This window comes from Lentzea sp. CC55, from assembly GCF_021056325.1.
Lineage (GTDB): Bacteria > Actinomycetota > Actinomycetes > Mycobacteriales > Pseudonocardiaceae > Lentzea > Lentzea jiangxiensis.
Genome location: NZ_JAJCXE010000019.1, coordinates 315,871 through 332,225 on the forward strand (window position 1 = coordinate 315,871; position 16,355 = coordinate 332,225).

The window sequence follows — 16,355 nt, forward strand, 5'->3', positions numbered from 1 at the left end:
GGAGCCGTTCACGAGCGGGGGACCGGGCACGGTGAGGAACTGCTCCAGGTCCGCCCACCGCAGCGGCCGGGCGGGCGAGTACCCGTCGCGCGTGACGTAGAAGCGGAACGACCCCCGGTGCGGGATCGTCGCCCGGTAGGTGAAGGCGGTGCCCTTGAGCTTCGTCGCGGGCCAGGCGGCCGACGGCACGTCGAGCCCGGCGTACCTCGGCAGGCCCGCGCTGCACAGCTTGCCGTCGGGGACCATCGCCGCGTCACGCCCCCGGACGTCCGCCAGGCGGACGTTGTCCCACTCCTCGGACGGCAACCCCGCCGCGATGGCGCCGCGGCAGGGCGAGGATGATGCTGTGGGCTGACCTGGCGAACACAGGAACGCCCTGCTCGCGGGGTCGGTCGGCGCGCCATGGGCGTGCGCGGGCACCCCGGAGACCAGCATGAGCAGCGTCAGCACGCCCACAAGGCGAAACACGGGCACCGCCCCCTTCCTTCCAGGAGTACGCGTGCCAGACCCGAGTCGTTCACGGAAGATGTACTGACATGTCCTTCGCTGATGAGGTGTCCGCGGCCGCAGCCCGGCTCGGTGGAGTCGCCCGCACCACGCCGCTCGAGGTGAACCAGCGCTTGTCCGAGCGCACCGGCGCGCGGGTGTGGTTCAAGCGCGAGGACCTCCAGGTCGGCCGCTCCTACAAGCTGCGCGGCGCGTTCAACCTGCTCTGCCAGACCGAGCTCGCGTTCGGCGGCGCCGTCTGCGCCTCCGCGGGCAACCACGGCCAGGGCATGGCCTACGCGTGCCGCCGCCTCGGCATCGAGGGCCGCGTGCACGTGCCGCGCACCACCCCGCGCCAGAAGCGGGACCGCATCGCCGCGCTCGGTCAGGGCATGGTCCAGCTGATCGTCGACGGCGACACCTACGACGACGCGGCGGCCCTCGCCCAGGAGTACGCGCAGACCACGGGCGCAACCCTGGTCCCGGCCTTCGACGACCCGCGCACGGTCGCGGGCCAGGGCACCGTCGGCCTGGAGATCGTCCAGCAGCTCGGCGGCGCCCCCGACGTCGTCGTGGTGCCCGTCGGCGGTGGAGGCCTGCTCTCCGGCGTCGGCACCTGGTTCAAGGAGCGCTTCCCGCGCACCCGCATCATCGGCGTCGAACCGGCCGGCGCCGCGAGCATGATCGCCGCTGTCCACGCGGGCGGCCCCGTGACGCTGCCCGAGGTGGACTCGTTCGTCGACGGCGCCGCGGTCCGCCGCGCGGGCGACGTGACGTTCCCGATGGTGCGCGACAGCGGCGCCGAGCTGCTCACCGTCGCCGAGGGCGCCGTCTGCACCGAGATGCTCGAGCTGTACCAGATCGACGGCATCATCGCCGAGCCCGCGGGCGCCCTGGCCTCGGCCGCGCTGCTGGAGGAGATCTCCGTCGCGCCCGACTCGACCGTGGTGTGCCTGCTCTCCGGCGGCAACAACGACGTCTCCCGCTACGCCGAGATCGTCGAGCGCTCGATGATCCACCGGGGCCTCAAGCACTGGTTCCTCGTCGAGTTCCCGCAGGAGCCCGGCGCGCTGCGGCGGTTCCTCGACGACGTGCTCGGCAAGGACGACGACATCGTGCGGTTCGAGTACGTCAAGCGCGACAACCGGGAGACCGGCGCCGCGCTGGTGTGCATCGAACTCGGCCGTCGCGAGGACTACGACCAGCTGTGGGGGCGGATGAAGGAGTCCCCGCTCAGGATCCAGCACGTCGAGCCGGGGTCGACGGCGTACCGCTTCCTGATCTAGGCGGTGTCGACGCGGTGCAGCACCGCGCCGGTCGCGACGTCGACGACCTCGACGAGGTGAGCCGAGCGCTGCACCGCCACCCACGGCAGCCCGTGGTGCTGGATCACGGGTCCCTCGAACTCGACGACCGTGCGCACGTCGTGCTGCCGCCGTGCTCGGACGACCTCGCCCTCCCGGGTCAGCAGCGCCGGTTGTCCCTCGACCTCGGTGAGGCCGAGGACGTGCTCGTCCGGAGGATCCGGGATGACAGCGCCGTCCGTGCTCCAGATCTTCCACCCCGACCCCTGCAGTTCGCCGTGCGAGCCGTTCGGCCCGAAGAGCGATCGATCGCCTCCGAAGACCTCGGCGTGCCAGGGCCAGCGGCCGGGCTGATGTGTCGTGGCCCGCGACTCCGCGAGCGTGACCGTGCCGCCGTGGTAGCGCAGGTTCCACCACCTCCCGGCGCGGCGGAAGTAGACGCCGTACCGCCACGGTTCGTCCATGTCGAGGTAGAGCGGTGAGAGGTCCCGCTCCGCCTCGTCGGTGACGCTGAAGCCGATCGGTGTGCGCAACTCGCTCGTCTCCGGGTCCTGGCCGTGTTCGACGCGCACCAGCTCGCCGTCGACCTCGACCAGTGCGATCAGCTGCTCCTGGGACGTGTCGGCCACGTGGGTCGCCGCGAGCACCGGTCCCGCCATGCGGTACCTCGTCACCGGCAGGCCGCACCGCCAGAGCAGCAGCTCGTCCGGCCCGTCGCCGCGGGCGAGGATCGAGGCACCCGCGCTCGGGAAGACGGGGAACCGCAGTGGCGTTCCCCTCACGCCGGTCTTCAGCAGACGCCGGCAGTCCTCCTCGGACGGCACCGCGACCGCGATCCGCACGTCACCCGACGTCACGTGCACGGTGCCGTCCTCCTCGGTCAGCGTCACCGTGCGCCAGGGCGACTGCTCCTTGCCGTCGGCGAAGGTGAACCCGCGGGAGGGGTGTTCCCGCGAGATCAGCCACTCCGAGCCGATCCGGTTCCAGTGGCAGGCCGTGACGGGCAGGACCCGGAACCTCGGAGCTTCCCTCTCGAGCACCACGATCACGGCCAGCCGCACGAGGTCCAGCCGCGCGGACGAGTCCGGCAAGTCGTCGAGCAGCACCGAGATCCGCGGGTCCACCGGAAGCGGCAGGTCCTTCGCGATCGCGTCCACGACGGACCGGAAGGCCTCGCCGGGATCCGTCCCGGCCAGCACGGGCAGGTGAGTCATGGTCGTCCCCCCGGACGTCGGCTCGGAGCCGATCATCCCAGGACGAGGGCGTGCCGGGCACCCCGTTCGCGGAATGCCCGGCACCTGGCGGGACGACTACGGCCTCGTGGGGGGACAGACCTTCCAGGAGAAGTGGTAGGTCGTCTCGATCGACCCGTCCGTCGAGTCCATCGAGATGAAGCTGGTCAGCTTCTTGTCGGAGGTGCCGGCCATGACCCGCAGCTCCGTGTTGATGTTGAAGTTCCGCTTCTCGCCGCACGGGTGGTAGACGATGGCGGCCACGTCGGTCGTGTCCGTCGCCTGCCAGTCGTCGCTGAACGGGCCGCGGTAGTTGTGCTGCTTGTACTCGGTCTGCGACATGCCCTGGAAGTAGTAGTTCGCGCGTTCCAGGGCCGTGGCGCCGCGTTCGAGGTGCGCGAAGCCGCGGTAGTCGGTCGACGAGATGCCGTAGGTGAAGCCGGACGGCACGTTGACGCGCAGGTTCAGCTGGCAGTTCTTGCGGAAGTCGGTCGGCAGGGCCTGGGGTCCGACCTGCGCCATGAACTCGCTGTAGGTGACCGTGAACGCCTTGTTGTCCGGGCTGACGGCGACGGCGGCGGTTCCGGCCCGGCAGCCCGATCCGTTGATCGTCACGACGTCGATGGTGATGTGGTCCGGCGGCGGGGTGTCGCCGGGGGCGCCGCCGGGCGGGATGATGATCGTCGACATCGCGAGTGCGGCCGCGGCCAGTGTCGTGAGCATGGGGCACCTTTCCGTCTGGGGGTCAACGCTGAACGGGCGGCGGCGATCGGTGCCGGGGTCAGCAGCGCTTCCAGGAGAACTGGTACTTCGTGCTCACGCTGTTGTCGGTGGAATCCATCGTCATGAAGCTGTTCGCCTTCGACGCGGTTCCCGCATTCACGCGCAGTTCCGTGTTGATGTTCAGGTGGCGGACCTCACCGCACGGCGCGTAGACGATTTCCGACACCTGCGCGCGGTCGGTGGCCTGCCAGTTGTCGCTCTTCGGGCCGTTGAAGGTGTGGGTGCGGCTCGCGCCCTGCGACATGCCCTGGAAGTAGTAGTTGCCTCTTTCCGTTCCTGTGGCGCCCGGCTGCAGGTGGGCGAAACCGCGGTAGTCGGCCTGGGCGATGCCGAACGTGAAGCCCTGCGGGTAGCTCACCCTGATGTTGAGCTGGCAGTTCTTGCGGAAGTCGGTGGGGCCGGAGCCCTGTCCGGCCTGCGCGAGGTACTGGCTGTACGTGACCGTGAAGGCCGTGCGGTCGTCCGCGGCCGCGACCGCCGCGGTGCCGGCGGGACAACCGGAACCGTTCACGGTGACGACGTCGATCGTCACGAAGTCGGGGACGTCGGGTGCTGCGTGGGCGGCAGGCGCGGTCAGGACCGCGGACAGCGCGAGGGCGGCAGCCGCCACCGTTTTCAACATGGCCAGCCTTTCTTTTGTGCGGTGCGGTAGCGGCGGCGGAATGCAGACGATAGCGGAAACCCTCCGTGGTGACGGGCCACCGAATGGGTGACTGAATTGTGCGGTGGTCACGGCTCGAATGCACGACTGAATGCACGTCCGAAATTCTCGGACGCGCGGGAACCATGCTGGCCGAAGGCGTGCGGAATAGACCTGACGATTGCCTGACGATCGGGGCCGGGCGGGCCCGGGAAGAACCGCGCGCGGCGGTGCGTTGACACCGGTGACACCGTCCGACCCCGACGAGGAGTGCGCCTGATGGCTCCCGACCAGCTGACCGTCTACTCGACCTCGTGGTGCGGCTACTGCCGCATCCTGAAGAGCTCGCTCGACCGGGAAGGCATCGAGTACGTCGAGATCAACATCGAGGAGACGCCGGGAGCGGCCGACTTCGTGATGAGCGTGAACGGCGGCAACCGCACGGTGCCGACCGTCCACTTCCCGAACGGCGCGGCGCTCACCAACCCGTCGCTGGCGCAGGTCAAGGAACAGCTCGCGGCCTAGGACTCGCGAAGGGACGCGGTCGTCGACTGACCGTCGAGCGTCTCCCGGATGATGTCCGCGTGACCCGCGTGCTGCGCGGTCTCCCGGATCAGGTGCAGCACGATCATGCGGATCGACATGGGCTGCGGGTCCGTGTCCCACGGCGCGGACGGCAGCGGGACGAGCTTGTCGAGCGAGGCGGCGCGCACGGCCTCATCGGTCGCGCGCACCGCCTCGTCGTACGACGCGAGCAGCCCCTCGAAGTCCGTGCCCGTCCAGGTGTACTGGTCGGAGTCCAGCATCCCGGGCGGGGGGAGGGGCTGCTCGGTCAGGATGTGGGTCCAGCTGCGCTCACACCGGATGAGGTGCTTGAGCAACCCACCCAGCGTGAGCTCGCTGGCCGTCGCGCGCTTCACCGCGTCGGCCGCGGTGAGACCCCGCATCGTGATGCGGAAGGTCCGGCGCTGGTCGTTCAGTTCGTGCAGCAGGTCGTTGAGCTCCATGGTCATGCAGTGAAGCTATGACCGAACCAGGACCGCTCGAGTCCTGGTCCGGCCGACCACTAGCAGTAGAGGTTGCCGCCGGGGGTCACCCCGATGATGCCGGTGATCTGCTGGTACTTCGAGACGCGGCTCTGGACCTGCGCCGGGTTGCGGCCGTCGCACTCCAGGGAGCCGTTGATGCTGCGGATGGTCTGGCCGAAGCCGGCGCTGGTGACCATCGCGTCGTGCGGCGTCATCGAACCGGGACCGCGCTGCGTCATCCAGTACCAGATCGCCGTCCGCCACGCGGTCGTGGAGTTCTGCGCCACCTGGTACGGGTTCTGCAGCAGGTTCAGGCCGAGGTAGTCGCCGGCGGCCTTGTAGTTGAAGTTCCACGACAGCTGGATCGGACCGCGGCCGTAGTAGGCGTAGGTGCCGGCCGGGCAGCCGTAGGGCTGGCTCTCGTCGCAGAGGTCGTTGTTCTTGTTGATCTCTTCGATGTGCACGAGGCCATCGGTCTCGTGCGACGCGTTCGCGAGGAACGCCGCGACTTCCTGCTTCTTCACCGTGTCGCTACCGGTCGTGCCGAACGCGGGGATGGTGCGCGCCGCGTCGACGAAGCCCTGGTAGGTGTAGAAGGCGTTGCGGCCGGGGAACATCTGGTTGAACTGGGCTTCGCTGACGACGAAGCTGCCGCCGCCACCGCCGCCTCCGCCGCCGCCGCAGTTGTGCGGCTCCCAGAACCACGTGGAGACCGTCGGGTCGTAACCGGGGTTGTCGTGCTCGGCGATGTAGTAGGAACCGTTGTAGCGCACGATGTTGCCGGTGTAGTACTGCCGTCCGGCGACCCAGTCGGTGGCGCTGGTGCAGGTGCCGCCGCCACCTCCGCCACCGCCGTCACAGCTCGTCGGCTCCCAGTACCACGTGGAAACCGTCGGGCTGTAGCCCGGGTTGTCGTGCTCGGCGACGTAGTACCTGCCTTCGAATCTCACGATCGAGCCGGTGGTGTACCACTGACCCTGGACCCAGTCCGTGGAGGTGCAGGCCTGCGCGGACACTTCTGCCTGGGAGGACGCGGCCGGCGCGATGACGGCCAGAGAAGCCGCCATCACCCCTGCCGCGAGAGACGCCAAGATGCGTTTTTTCAGCAAGGTCACCCACTCCTGGAGTCTTGGTGCATCCGAGGAATCGAGGATGTGAACAGTGCTGAGGTTGGCACTATTGGTCCAGACCAGTCAAGGGTCTAGACCTGTTTTGTCGCGCCGATGGTGCAGCCGCTGTGGAGGTGGGCCTGTTGCGGGACGGAACACGCGCTTGGCGATGTGCGGCGCGTGTTCCCGCCGCGGCGACCAACTCCTCGGAGGGTCTGCGCCCACTGCGTGTTACCGCTCTCACGGTGGCAGGCGGGGACGCCGAGTACAAGAGTCGGTCTGTGCCTTTTGGCTGCGTGAACCGGTTCGTCAGGCACCGGACCCGTACGGACGCGTGATGATCTCCAGTGCGTGGCCGTCCGGGTCGTTCCAGTAGACGCCGCGGCCACCGTCGTTGTGGTTGATCTCTCCCGGCCGGCTGTGGAAGGGGTCGGCCCAGTGGTCGAGGCCGCGTTCCCGGATGCGTCCGAAGATCTCGTCGAACTCCTCCTCGGACACGAGGAACGCGTAGTGCTGCCCGGTGATGGGGCCCTGGCTGGTCATGTAGTCGAGGGAGACGCCGTTCGCGACCTCGACGACGAGGAACGGGCCGTAGCGCACCGGGTCCGGCAGACCGAGCAGTTCGGTCAGGAAGCGGGCGGAGCGGTTCTGGTCGCTGGCGTGGACGATGGTGTGGTTGAGCTGTGCGGGCATGACACCTGCTTACCGCAGGCGCCTCGAGGTGACCACGATTGACAAAACACGACAGGAACAGCCGGCACCGCGACAAAAACGCGCATCGCCGACCTCGGACGGTGTCGGCGCGGCGGTGAACGGACAATACTGCCTTTCATGCGGACACTGGTTGTGGTCGGGCTGTTACTAGGGTTGACGGTCCCCGTGCAAGCGGCTCAGGCGGACGAGGACCCCTCGTCCCTGGTGAACCCCTTCGTGGGGACGCAGAACTTCGGCAACACCTTCCCGGGCGCCTCGCTGCCGTTCGGAATGGTCCAGGTCAGCCCTGACACGGGTGGTCAGGGCGGGTACGACTACAAGGCCACCTCCCTCCACGGCTTCTCGCAGACCCACCTGTCGGGTGTGGGGTGCGGCGTCATGGGCGAGCTGCCGGTGATGCCCACTGTCGGGTCTGTTGACAACGTTGACATCAACGGTTACAAGTCCGGCTTCAGCCATTCGGACGAAGCCGCGCAGCCCGGCTACTACCGCGTCGGCCTGTCCCGCTACGGCGTGAACGCCGAGCTCACGGCGACGCAGCGGACCGGCTGGCAGCGCTACACGTTCCCGTCGTCGGGGGCGGCCAACGTCCTGTTCAACACCGGGCGTTCCAACCAGACGGTGCTGGACTCGGAGATCCACGTCGTCGGCGACAGGACGATCGAGGGCCGGGTGCGCAACGGCCGGTTCTGCGCGGGCAAGGACGAGCACACCGTGTACTTCACGGCCTCGTTCGACCGCCCGTTCGCGTCCTTCGGCTCGTGGCGGGGCAACGTTCCCACGCCGGGGTCGCGGGACGCCGCCGGCACGGGCGGGAACGGCGCGTGGGTGACGTTCGACGCCACCGCCGACCGCGATGTCGTGCTGAAGCTCGGCCTGTCCTACACGGGCATCGAGGGCGCGCGGAAGAACCTCGCGGCCGAGGCGCCGTCCTACGACTTCGACGGCACGGTCGCCGCGGCGAAGGACGTCTGGAAGAAGCAGCTCGACGCCGTGCGGGTGTCCGGCGGGCCGCGGGACCGGCAGGTCGCGTTCTACACCGCGCTCTACCACTCGGTGCTGCACCCGAACCTCGCCGGTGACGTCGACGGCAGGTACATGGGCTTCGACGGCAAGGTGCGCACGGCGTCGGGCTACACGCCGTACCAGAACTTCTCGCTGTGGGACACCTACCGGCCGCAGAACCAGTTGCTGCAGATCCTCGAACCCCGTGTCGCGCGTGACGTCGCACTGTCGGTCGTGGCCAGTGGCCGGGACGGCGGGTGGCTGCCGCGCTGGGCCCTCGCGTCGTCCGAGACGAACATCATGACCGGCGACCCGGTCACGCCGTTCCTCGTCGAGGCCTGGTCGAAGGGGCTGCTCAAGGGGTACGAGGAGGAGACCTACCGGCTCCTGCGCGCGAACGCGACGTCGTTGCCCCCCGCCGAATCCCCGTACAACGGCCGTTCCGGCGTCACCTACTACGCCGACCGCGGGTACATCCCGTCCGGTCTCGAACTGGGTGAGGACTGCGCGCACAAGGGCGGCGACAACGACTGCGTGCACCCGGCCTCCGCGACCCTCGAGTACTCGGCCGCCGACGCGTCGCTCGCGCTGATGGCCGAGGGGCTCGGCAAGAAGGCGGACGCGCGGATGTTCGCGGACCGCGGCCAGTGGTACCGCAACCTCTGGGACTCCTCGATCGGCCAGTTCCGCCCGCGCACCGCCGCAGGCACCTGGCTGGCGCCGTACAACCCGGTCGACGCCTCGCACCAGTTCCACGAGGGCGGCGCGTACCAGTACCAGTGGCTGGTGCCGCAGGACCCGGCCGGGCTGGTGTCGCTGATGGGCGGCCGCAAGGAGACCGAGAAGCGCCTCGACTCGTTCTTCGCCTACGACAAGCTGCTCGTCGACCCCGCCGGCACCGCGCGGCGTGACTGGATCACCGAGCCGTACGACTACTACGGCAAGCCGACCTACAACCCGAACAACGAACCCGACCTGCTCGCGCCGTACATGTACCTGTGGGCGGGCGCGCCGTCGAAGACCGCGACGGTCGTGCGGGCGGCCATGACGTTGTTCACGACCGGCCCGGACGGCATGACCGGCAACGACGACCTGGGCACGATGTCGGCCTGGTACGTCTTCTCGTCGCTGGGGCTCTACCCGACGTTCAACGGCGCGGACTTCCTCGCCCTGTCGTCACCGCAGTTCGAGTCCGCGACCGTCCGAATCGGACAGCACGGCTCGCAGGGCGGCACGCTGAGCGTGACGGCGAAGGGCGTGTCGGACACCAACCGGTACATCAAGAGCGTGTCGTTCGGCGGCCGCGACGTCCGCAAGACCTACCTGACGTGGTCGTCGCTGCAGCGCGGCGGCAAGCTGACCCACGAGGTGTCGTCGAAGCCCTCGTCGTGGGGCACGGGGCGCTCGGACGAGCCGCCGTCGCTCAACGACGGCAAGCAGGACTCGCGCCGAGCCCTGTCCGCGTCGCTGCGCAACACCGAGGTCGTGCTGCCGGCCTCGGACTCCCCGCAGTCGCTGACGGTGCAGCTCGACGTGCTGGCCCAGTCGCCGGGCGCCACCTCGGTGCGGCCCGCCGTGACGGCACCCGCCGGGTGGGAGGTGAACGGCGCCAAGCCGTTCGTCATCGTGTCGCGGCACCTGCCGTCGCAGAAGACGGTGCCGCTGACGTTCACCGTGCCCGCGGGCGTGGCGCCGGGGTCGTACGAGATCTCCGTGCAGGTCGAGTCGATCTCGCTGAAGGCGGTGGTCGAGGTCAAACCGGCCGCCCTGTGCGCGTTCTCGACGTGCTCGGTGGACGTCACGTCGGAGCTCAACCACGACGGCACGGCCACGGTCGCGGACTCCGCCGCGGGCAACTTCGACGGCGGCGGCTGGAGCTACGACGCCGCCCTGCTGCCCCCGGCCGGTCCCGTGACGTGGGGCGGCATCACCTACCAGGCACCGGATCCGACCGGTACGGCGCCGAACTTCGTGGAGGCGCGGGGCCAGGGCCTGCTGCTGCCCGCCGGCCAGTACTCGTGGCTGCACGTCGTGGGGTCGTCGCACAACGGACCGGTGTCCGCCGCGTTCACCGTCTGGTACACCGACGGCACCTCGGCCGAGGTCGCCGCGCCGGTGCCGGACTGGGCGGGCGGCGGCCCGGCGGTCCTGGAGATGCCGCACCGCATCAAGGCAGGACAGGGTGTTGACGGGCCACCGGTCCGGCTGTTCGGTCAGTCGCTGAGGCTGGACGCGTCGAAGACGGTCCGCTCGGTGACGCTGCCCGACGACCCGCGGGTGGAGCTGTACGCGCTGACGCTCGCCTGACCCGAGCCGGTCGGGGTGCCCGCGGATCCACCGTTCCGCGGGCACCTCGACCAGCCGGTGCGGCAGCCAGGCCGCGACCGTCGACGCCGCGAACGTCCCGAGCGCCGCGGCGAGCGGGAACGCGTGCACGTCGAAGGCCTTCTCCGCCACCCGCATGACGATCTGGGGCCCATGTGGAACGCGAACGACACGGTCCCGAGCCACACCATCCACCGCGACCGCCACGGCCGGGATCAGCAGTGCCAGCGGGACCACCGTGCCGGCGACGTACGGGAACGACGCCGGCAGGTACCAGGACCCGACGTACGCGACGACGAACAGGCGGAAGACGAAAACGAGCCGGTGTTCGACGTGTTCAGGTCGAAGTAGACGCTCTCGCTGGGGATCCACGCCTGCGGCAACGACAGGTTCGCGAGCGCCGCCGCGGGTGTCGCCGACACCGCGAGCAGGACGACGAGCCAGGTCGCGACGTGGTTGGGGAAGATCTTCGCGGCTCGCCGCCGCCACACCGCCGGTGCCGGGGTGCCCGGCCTCGCCGACCAGGTGAGCACGATAGGGCCACAAGCCGGCCGCGTTGATGTGGAAACCGAACGCGGCGATGAATCTCATGCCGGTCAGCGACGGTAATCGTCCCGCTTGCTCGCCACGGTTCCGCACGACTGTGGATCCGCGTGGTTCGCGGACGTTGTTACACAACTCTTCGAACGTGTGGAATGGTGTTGTTCCGTGGAACGGCTTCCGAGCGGAGTGCGGTCGCGGGTGTGGGCGGACGGCGACCGGGTCGTCAAGCAGGTGGTGGCGGACCAGGCCGCTTTCGAGCGCGAGGTGACGGCGCTGCGACTGGCCGCGCACACGGGTGCGGTGCCGCGCGTCCTGTCCGTGGACCACGCCGAACGGACCGTGGTGCTGGAGAAGCTGCGCTCCGATCCGCCGCGCGAGGACTGGGTCGTCGACTACGCCCGCGGTCTCGCCCGGCTGCACGGCGCCACCGGCCCCGAGCACGCCGGCCTGCTGCCGCGCCAGGTGGTCCCGGACCCGACGCCGTTCCTGCGGTTCGTGCGGGCGATGGAGGTCGAGCTCGGCGGCGCCGAGGAGGAACTGGTCTTCGAGGACACCGGGAAGTTCGACCTCCTGCACGGCGACCCGTGTGCCGGCAACGACATGTACTCACCGCAGGGCGCGAGGTTCGTCGACCTCGAAGGCGCCGCGCTGGGCGACGGCCTGACCGAGGTCGTCTACCTCCGCATCGGCTTCCCGACCTGCGCCACGGTCACCGAAACGCCCCGTGAGCTGCGCGAAGCCGCCGAGCAGGCGTACTTCGAGGAGCGCGGGTTCACGGCCCCGCTCGAAGACGCGTGCCTGCGGTGGTTCGTGCAGGGCGACGCCTTGGTGCAGCGCGCCGAACGCGACGGCACCGACCACCTCGCCAGGGTCGTGGACGAGGACTGGTTCTGGTACAGCACGACGGCGCGCGGCCGGCTGATGTACCGCGCGCGGGTGGTCGCGACGTTCACCGAGACGCACCCGCGGATGAGCGCGCTCGCGGCGCGGCTGCTCGAACGGATGGGGCAGGTGTGGGAACCGCAGCCGATCGGGACTGTGCGCACGCACGTCTCATGACCACGCGTGCGCTCTCGCGGCGTGGGTGACTCGGACTCCGGTCAGCGGTTGCCACGCCTGCGAACCGGTCCGCACCGGTCGCTCGCACGTCTCATGACCAGGCGGACAGCTCCAGCCGGGAGCGGAAGGACCGCCGCACCCCGGACACCGGGTCCACGAAGGACAGATCGCGGGCCAGCAGCTGCAGCGGCGACGAGAAGTCGTCGAGCGGCCGGTCCCGCAGCACCGGGTAGAAGTCGTCGTTCACGATCGGCACCCCGAGCCCGGACATGTGCAGCCGCAGCTGGTGGGTGCGTCCGGTCAACGGCTTCAACCGGTAGCGCCCCAACCCGTCGCGGTGCTCCACGAGGGACACGTGCGTCTCGGCGTTCGGCTCGCCGTCGACCTCGAACGCGGTGATGATCCCGCGCTCCTTGACGATCCGCGAGCGCACCACGCGAGGCAACGACAACGCCGGGTCGTGCGGTGCGATGGCCTCGTATTCCTTGTGCACCAGGCGGTCGCGGAACATCGTCTGGTACTTGCCCCGCAGCTCGCGCCGCACGACGAACAGCACGAGCCCGGCCGTGACGCGGTCCAGGCGGTGCGCGGGGGAGAGCTCCGGCAGGCCGAGCGAGTCGCGCAGCTTCACCAGCGCCGTCTGCATGATGTGCTGCCCGCGCGGGATCGTCGCGAGGAAGTGCGGTTTGTCCGCGACCACGATGTCGTCGTCCTGGTGCACGACCCCGATCTCGAACGGCACCGGCACCTCGGTGGGCAGGTCGCGGTGGAACCAGATGTAGGAGTCGGGCACGAACGGCGCGTCGAGGCCGAGCGGTCCGGAGACGCCCCAGATCCGGTCCTCCGCCAGCATCTCGTCGATGCGTGAGGAGGCCACGCGCGGCAGGCGCTCCACCAGGTGGTCGCGCAGCGACAGCCACGGGCCTTCCGGGGGCAGCTTCAGCCGCGCGGCGTCCAGGCCGTGGCGCTGGGGGAGGGGGGAGGTGAGTTTGCGTCTCATCGCCCGACCAGTCTAATCGGTCGGAAAAACCGAACGATACCGCTCATTAACATTCGCTGTACTGAACAGACGGCAGCACGAAGACTGGCCGCATGTCGGTCTTCCTCGTCCTCGGCTCGGTCATCTCACTGCAGTTCGGCGCGGCGTTCGCGAACCAGCTCTTCGGCCAGGTCGGCGCTCCGGGCGCCACGGCCCTGCGGCTCGGCATCGCGGCGCTGGTGCTGGCGGTGGTGGTGCGGCCGAAGTTCCGGCAGGAGACGCTCGTGCTCGGCATGACGATGGCCGGCATGAACGGCACGTTCTACCTCGCCCTCGACCGGATCCCGCTCGGCGTGGCCGTGACGATCGAGTTCCTCGGGCCGCTCGGGCTCGCCGCGGTGCTGAGCAGGCGGCCGCGGGACTTCGTGTGGGTCGGGCTGGCCCTCGTGGGCGTGCTGGTCCTCGGGTGGCGCGAGTACACGGGCTCGGAGCTCGACCTGGTCGGGGTGGCGCTCGCGTTGATCGCGGCCGCGTTCTGGGCCTGCTACGTGCTCGCGGGGCGCGAGGTCGCGACGGCGGGGCTCGGCACCGGCGGACTGGCGGGCGCGAGTGTGATCGCGGCCGCGCTGACGTTGCCGTACGGGCTGTCGACGGCAGGCACCGCGTTGTTCGAGCCGAAGATGCTGCTGCTCGGCACGCTGGTGGCGCTGCTGGCGTCCGCGGTCCCCTACACCCTGGAGATCAGGGCGCTCAAGACGTTGCAGCCCAGCACGTTCGGCGTCGTGCTCGCCCTCGAACCCGCCGCCGCCGCGCTCGCCGGGGCGTTGCTGCTCGGCCAGCACCTCGGTGTGGTCTCGCTGCTCGGCATCGCGCTCGTGATCACGGCCGGGGTCGGAGCGGCGCTACGGAAAGCGCCAGCGTCTCGCGGAAAGCCCGCACAGCCGGATGCTGACCTCGCCCTGCCCGTGCGGCGGTGAACAGCAGCCGGGACCTCGGTTCCGGCAGCTCGTGCAGGTCGACGGTGATCTCGCGGTCGTACCAGACCAGGTCCGGCAGCAGCGCGACCGCGAGACCCCGCTCCACGAACCGCAGCTTCACCAGCACGTCGGTGGAGGAGAAGCGCACGTCCGGCTCGAAACCGTTGTGGCGGCACCAGTTCACGTTGAAGATCCGCTGCGGGTAGCCCTCGGTCTCCATGATCCACGGGTGGGAGCCGATCTCGGAGACCGGGAGTCCGCGGGGGACGGCCAGCCGGATCGGGTCCCGGGTCAGTTCCCGGTACTCGAGACCGCTGAACCGTGCCTCCGGCTGGTCCGGCCACTCCTCCACGAAGACGAGGTCGAAGTCCCTGGCGTTCAAGGCGGACAGCGCTTCCGCGGGGTCGAGCACCTGGAACTCGATCCGCAGCGACGGGTGCTCGTCCCGCATGCGCGCCAGCGTCGCCGGGATCAGCGCCAGGGCCGCCGTCTGGAACGTCGCGACGCGCAGCGTGCCGGTGATCTCGTGCAGCGAGGCGGCGACCTCCGACTCGGCCTGGTCGAGCCGGGTGAGGACCTCTTCGGTGTGCCGCACCAGGATCTCGGCCTGGGGAGTGAGCTTGACACGACGGCCGACGGGTTCCAGGAGCGGCACGCCGACCTCGTTCTCCAGCAACGACAGCTGCTGCGACACCGACGAGGGGCTGTAGTTCAACGCCTGCGCGACGGCCGCGAGCGTCCCCCTTCGGGAGAGTTCGCGCAGAAGTCGCAGGCGGTGGAGGTCGAACACCGGATCATTATCCGCTACAGTCCGGCTACCGCCCCCTGAGAAGACGTGCTGTCCTCAGCACGTCTTGAGGAGGTAGCGGTATGTCCGAACGACTCCGCGCCATCGCGGCGATCGCACTGGCAGCCGGTCTGCTCGTGCCGGTCTCCCCGGCGCAGGCCCAGGTCGAAACCGGACCGTGGACGAGCTACTCGCCGTCGTTCACCGTCCAGGAACGCGGCTGCGGCACGGTCAGCGACCTGACGTTCCGGCTCACCTGCTCCACCGCGAGCGGTGACCAGCGCGCCGAGCGGCGTTACGCCACCTACACCGGCGGCACGCGCCAGTTCGAGGGCAGCTTCCGGATCACGAGTCTCGGCGGCACCCGCGTCAGTCTCAAGCAGACGTTCCGGGAGGCCCCCACCGCGGGACCGTTCTGGATGCTCGCCGTCGAACGCGGCGGCCGCCTGTACGCCGTGCACGGGGGCGCCACCATCTCCACCGGCGCGACCGTGGGCACGACCGTTCGCGTGAACACCGTGCACAACACGGCTACAGAACACCGCACGTACATCAACGGCTCGCGCGCGCACACCTACGCGAGCTCGGGTACGAGCTTCTACGACAAGTTCGGCGCCTACAGGACGTCCAGCGGCCAGGGACCTGCCACGGTCGTCTGGAGCAACGTGCGGTTCTGGCGCAAGTGATCGGGCGGGCGACCCTGGTGGGACTGCTGTTCCTGGCTGCCTGCGGCCAGGAGCGGCAGGACCCCGTGCTGACGTCCGAGCTGACCTCGCCCGTGGACGTGACGCTGCACTGGCGTCCGGAGGCGGGGGCGGCCGGGCAGGTCGTCGAGTACGCGAACGCGGCGGACGGCGAGTACGCGGTCCTGGAGTTCAGCCCACCGGCGAAGAACTCCTACCGGCACCGGGACCTGATCCCGGAAACCTCTTTCTACTACCGGGTCCGGCCGTACACGGGAACCGCTTCGGCCACCGTGGACGTCGCTCTGCCACCGGGGGACGACGTGCCGGAGATCGAGGGGCCGGACTGGACGGCGCCGCGCAGGGACGGCGGGGGCACGCACCCCGTGGCGTCACCCGAGGCGGCGGCGCGCGAGCTCGGGGCGGAGGTGAAGCACGCCAACGGGATCCTGTTCACCTGGCGGGACAGGGCGTCGGACGAGGACGGGTACCTGATCGAGGTCAGGCCCGCGGGCGCGGTGGACTACCGCGTCGCCGTGCAGCTCGACCCGGACACCACGTCCTACGGGGTGATCACACTCCCAGACGAGAAAGCCGCGGCCTATCGGGTGCGGGCGTTCCGGTTCGGGGCGCCCTCGAACCTGACCCACCAGAGGACGGGGAAGGTCTGAGGGCCTGTCTGCCGCACCACGCGCTCGCGG

Annotated in this window: 17 protein-coding genes; 7 read left to right on the plus strand and 10 right to left on the minus strand. The window is 69.7% G+C overall.

Going from position 1 to position 16,355, the window contains the following annotated elements:
* Nucleotides 1-468, minus strand: a 468-nt coding sequence (locus L6E10_RS13165; protein WP_236219794.1) for a lytic polysaccharide monooxygenase, incomplete at its 3' end; no start/stop codon positions are given.
* A 68-nt stretch (nt 469-536) separates the two neighbouring features.
* Between L6E10_RS13165 and ilvA the strand changes: the two genes are divergently transcribed.
* Nucleotides 537-1,772 (plus strand): threonine ammonia-lyase IlvA, encoded by a 1,236-nt coding sequence (gene ilvA, locus L6E10_RS13170; protein WP_236219795.1) that lies wholly within the window; start codon nt 537-539, stop codon nt 1,770-1,772.
* On the opposite strand, the gene L6E10_RS13175 is transcribed toward ilvA, so the two are convergent.
* From L6E10_RS13175 to L6E10_RS13185, 3 genes are all read right to left on the minus strand, one after another.
* A complete protein-coding gene (locus L6E10_RS13175) occupies nt 1,769-3,004 on the minus strand; it encodes a hypothetical protein (protein ID WP_236219796.1) in 1,236 nt (411 codons plus the stop codon). The genes ilvA and L6E10_RS13175 overlap by 4 nt on opposite strands.
* 96 nt (nt 3,005-3,100) lie before the next feature.
* Nucleotides 3,101-3,745 (minus strand): DUF4360 domain-containing protein, encoded by a 645-nt coding sequence (locus L6E10_RS13180; protein WP_236219797.1) that lies wholly within the window; start codon nt 3,743-3,745, stop codon nt 3,101-3,103.
* A gap of 58 nt (nt 3,746-3,803) precedes the next feature.
* On the minus strand, nt 3,804-4,427 hold the full coding sequence (locus tag L6E10_RS13185) for a DUF4360 domain-containing protein (RefSeq protein WP_236219798.1): 624 nt from the start codon (nt 4,425-4,427) through the stop codon (nt 3,804-3,806).
* Nucleotides 4,428-4,724: 297 nt separating this feature from the next.
* Between L6E10_RS13185 and L6E10_RS13190 the strand changes: the two genes are divergently transcribed.
* Nucleotides 4,725-4,970, plus strand: coding sequence for a mycoredoxin (locus tag L6E10_RS13190; RefSeq protein ID WP_089919660.1), 246 nt, complete (start codon nt 4,725-4,727; stop codon nt 4,968-4,970).
* On the opposite strand, the gene L6E10_RS13195 is transcribed toward L6E10_RS13190, so the two are convergent.
* The 3 genes from L6E10_RS13195 to L6E10_RS13205 form a co-directional block, all read right to left on the minus strand.
* Nucleotides 4,967-5,458, minus strand: coding sequence for a DinB family protein (locus tag L6E10_RS13195; RefSeq protein WP_236219799.1), 492 nt, complete (start codon nt 5,456-5,458; stop codon nt 4,967-4,969). The genes L6E10_RS13190 and L6E10_RS13195 overlap by 4 nt on opposite strands.
* Before the next feature lie 53 nt (nt 5,459-5,511).
* On the minus strand, nt 5,512-6,540 hold the full coding sequence (locus L6E10_RS13200; RefSeq protein WP_236219800.1) for a glycoside hydrolase family 19 protein: 1,029 nt from the start codon (nt 6,538-6,540) through the stop codon (nt 5,512-5,514).
* Nucleotides 6,541-6,891: 351 nt separating this feature from the next.
* On the minus strand, nt 6,892-7,275 hold the full coding sequence (locus L6E10_RS13205; RefSeq protein WP_236219801.1) for a VOC family protein: 384 nt from the start codon (nt 7,273-7,275) through the stop codon (nt 6,892-6,894).
* A gap of 138 nt (nt 7,276-7,413) precedes the next feature.
* Between L6E10_RS13205 and L6E10_RS13210 the strand changes: the two genes are divergently transcribed.
* On the plus strand, nt 7,414-10,608 hold the full coding sequence (locus L6E10_RS13210) for a GH92 family glycosyl hydrolase (protein WP_240010482.1): 3,195 nt from the start codon (nt 7,414-7,416) through the stop codon (nt 10,606-10,608).
* Nucleotides 10,609-10,841: 233 nt separating this feature from the next.
* Here the strand turns inward: L6E10_RS13210 and L6E10_RS13215 are convergent, their stop codons facing one another.
* The gene (locus L6E10_RS13215) at nt 10,842-11,159 is read right to left on the minus strand and encodes a hypothetical protein (protein ID WP_236219803.1); all 318 of its coding nucleotides are present in this window, start codon (nt 11,157-11,159) and stop codon (nt 10,842-10,844) included.
* 175 nt (nt 11,160-11,334) lie between these two features.
* Here L6E10_RS13215 and L6E10_RS13220 point away from each other — a divergent pair, with 175 nt between their 5' ends.
* Entirely contained in the window at nt 11,335-12,228 is an 894-nt protein-coding gene (locus L6E10_RS13220; protein WP_236219804.1) for an aminoglycoside phosphotransferase family protein, read from the plus strand.
* 91 nt (nt 12,229-12,319) lie between these two features.
* Here L6E10_RS13220 and L6E10_RS13225 read toward each other — a convergent pair whose 3' ends face one another.
* Nucleotides 12,320-13,228: an RluA family pseudouridine synthase gene (locus L6E10_RS13225; protein WP_236219805.1), complete on the minus strand. Its 909-nt coding sequence runs from the start codon at nt 13,226-13,228 to the stop codon at nt 12,320-12,322.
* Nucleotides 13,229-13,320: 92 nt separating this feature from the next.
* Here L6E10_RS13225 and L6E10_RS13230 point away from each other — a divergent pair, with 92 nt between their 5' ends.
* On the plus strand, nt 13,321-14,184 hold the full coding sequence (locus L6E10_RS13230; protein ID WP_236219806.1) for a DMT family transporter: 864 nt from the start codon (nt 13,321-13,323) through the stop codon (nt 14,182-14,184).
* Here the strand turns inward: L6E10_RS13230 and L6E10_RS13235 are convergent.
* Complete coding sequence (locus tag L6E10_RS13235; RefSeq protein WP_236219807.1) at nt 14,087-14,974, minus strand: LysR family transcriptional regulator; 888 nt, start codon at nt 14,972-14,974, stop codon at nt 14,087-14,089. The two genes, L6E10_RS13230 and L6E10_RS13235, sit on opposite strands and share 98 nt — an antisense overlap.
* 80 nt (nt 14,975-15,054) lie before the next feature.
* Between L6E10_RS13235 and L6E10_RS13240 the strand changes: the two genes are divergently transcribed.
* Nucleotides 15,055-15,657 (plus strand): hypothetical protein, encoded by a 603-nt coding sequence (locus L6E10_RS13240; protein WP_236219808.1) that lies wholly within the window; start codon nt 15,055-15,057, stop codon nt 15,655-15,657.
* A complete protein-coding gene (locus tag L6E10_RS13245; protein WP_236219809.1) occupies nt 15,654-16,325 on the plus strand; it encodes a fibronectin type III domain-containing protein in 672 nt (223 codons plus the stop codon). Before L6E10_RS13240 ends, L6E10_RS13245 begins: the two co-directional genes overlap by 4 nt.
* Nucleotides 16,326-16,355 lie beyond the last annotated feature (30 nt).

Bases quoted from the DNA above. Each gene is read 5' to 3' on its own strand.
- ilvA (WP_236219795.1), top strand. From the start codon at position 537: ATGTCCTTCGCTGATGAGGTGTCCGCGGCCGCAGCCCGGCTCGGTGGA.
- L6E10_RS13175 (WP_236219796.1), bottom strand. From the start codon at position 3,004: ATGACTCACCTGCCCGTGCTGGCCGGGACGGATCCCGGCGAGGCCTTC.
- L6E10_RS13180 (WP_236219797.1), bottom strand. From the start codon at position 3,745: ATGCTCACGACACTGGCCGCGGCCGCACTCGCGATGTCGACGATCATC.
- L6E10_RS13185 (WP_236219798.1), bottom strand. From the start codon at position 4,427: ATGTTGAAAACGGTGGCGGCTGCCGCCCTCGCGCTGTCCGCGGTCCTG.
- L6E10_RS13190 (WP_089919660.1), top strand. From the start codon at position 4,725: ATGGCTCCCGACCAGCTGACCGTCTACTCGACCTCGTGGTGCGGCTAC.
- L6E10_RS13195 (WP_236219799.1), bottom strand. From the start codon at position 5,458: ATGACCATGGAGCTCAACGACCTGCTGCACGAACTGAACGACCAGCGC.
- L6E10_RS13200 (WP_236219800.1), bottom strand. From the start codon at position 6,540: ATGGCGGCTTCTCTGGCCGTCATCGCGCCGGCCGCGTCCTCCCAGGCA.
- L6E10_RS13205 (WP_236219801.1), bottom strand. From the start codon at position 7,275: ATGCCCGCACAGCTCAACCACACCATCGTCCACGCCAGCGACCAGAAC.
- L6E10_RS13210 (WP_240010482.1), top strand. From the start codon at position 7,414: ATGCGGACACTGGTTGTGGTCGGGCTGTTACTAGGGTTGACGGTCCCC.
- L6E10_RS13225 (WP_236219805.1), bottom strand. From the start codon at position 13,228: ATGAGACGCAAACTCACCTCCCCCCTCCCCCAGCGCCACGGCCTGGAC.
- L6E10_RS13230 (WP_236219806.1), top strand. From the start codon at position 13,321: ATGTCGGTCTTCCTCGTCCTCGGCTCGGTCATCTCACTGCAGTTCGGC.
- L6E10_RS13240 (WP_236219808.1), top strand. From the start codon at position 15,055: ATGTCCGAACGACTCCGCGCCATCGCGGCGATCGCACTGGCAGCCGGT.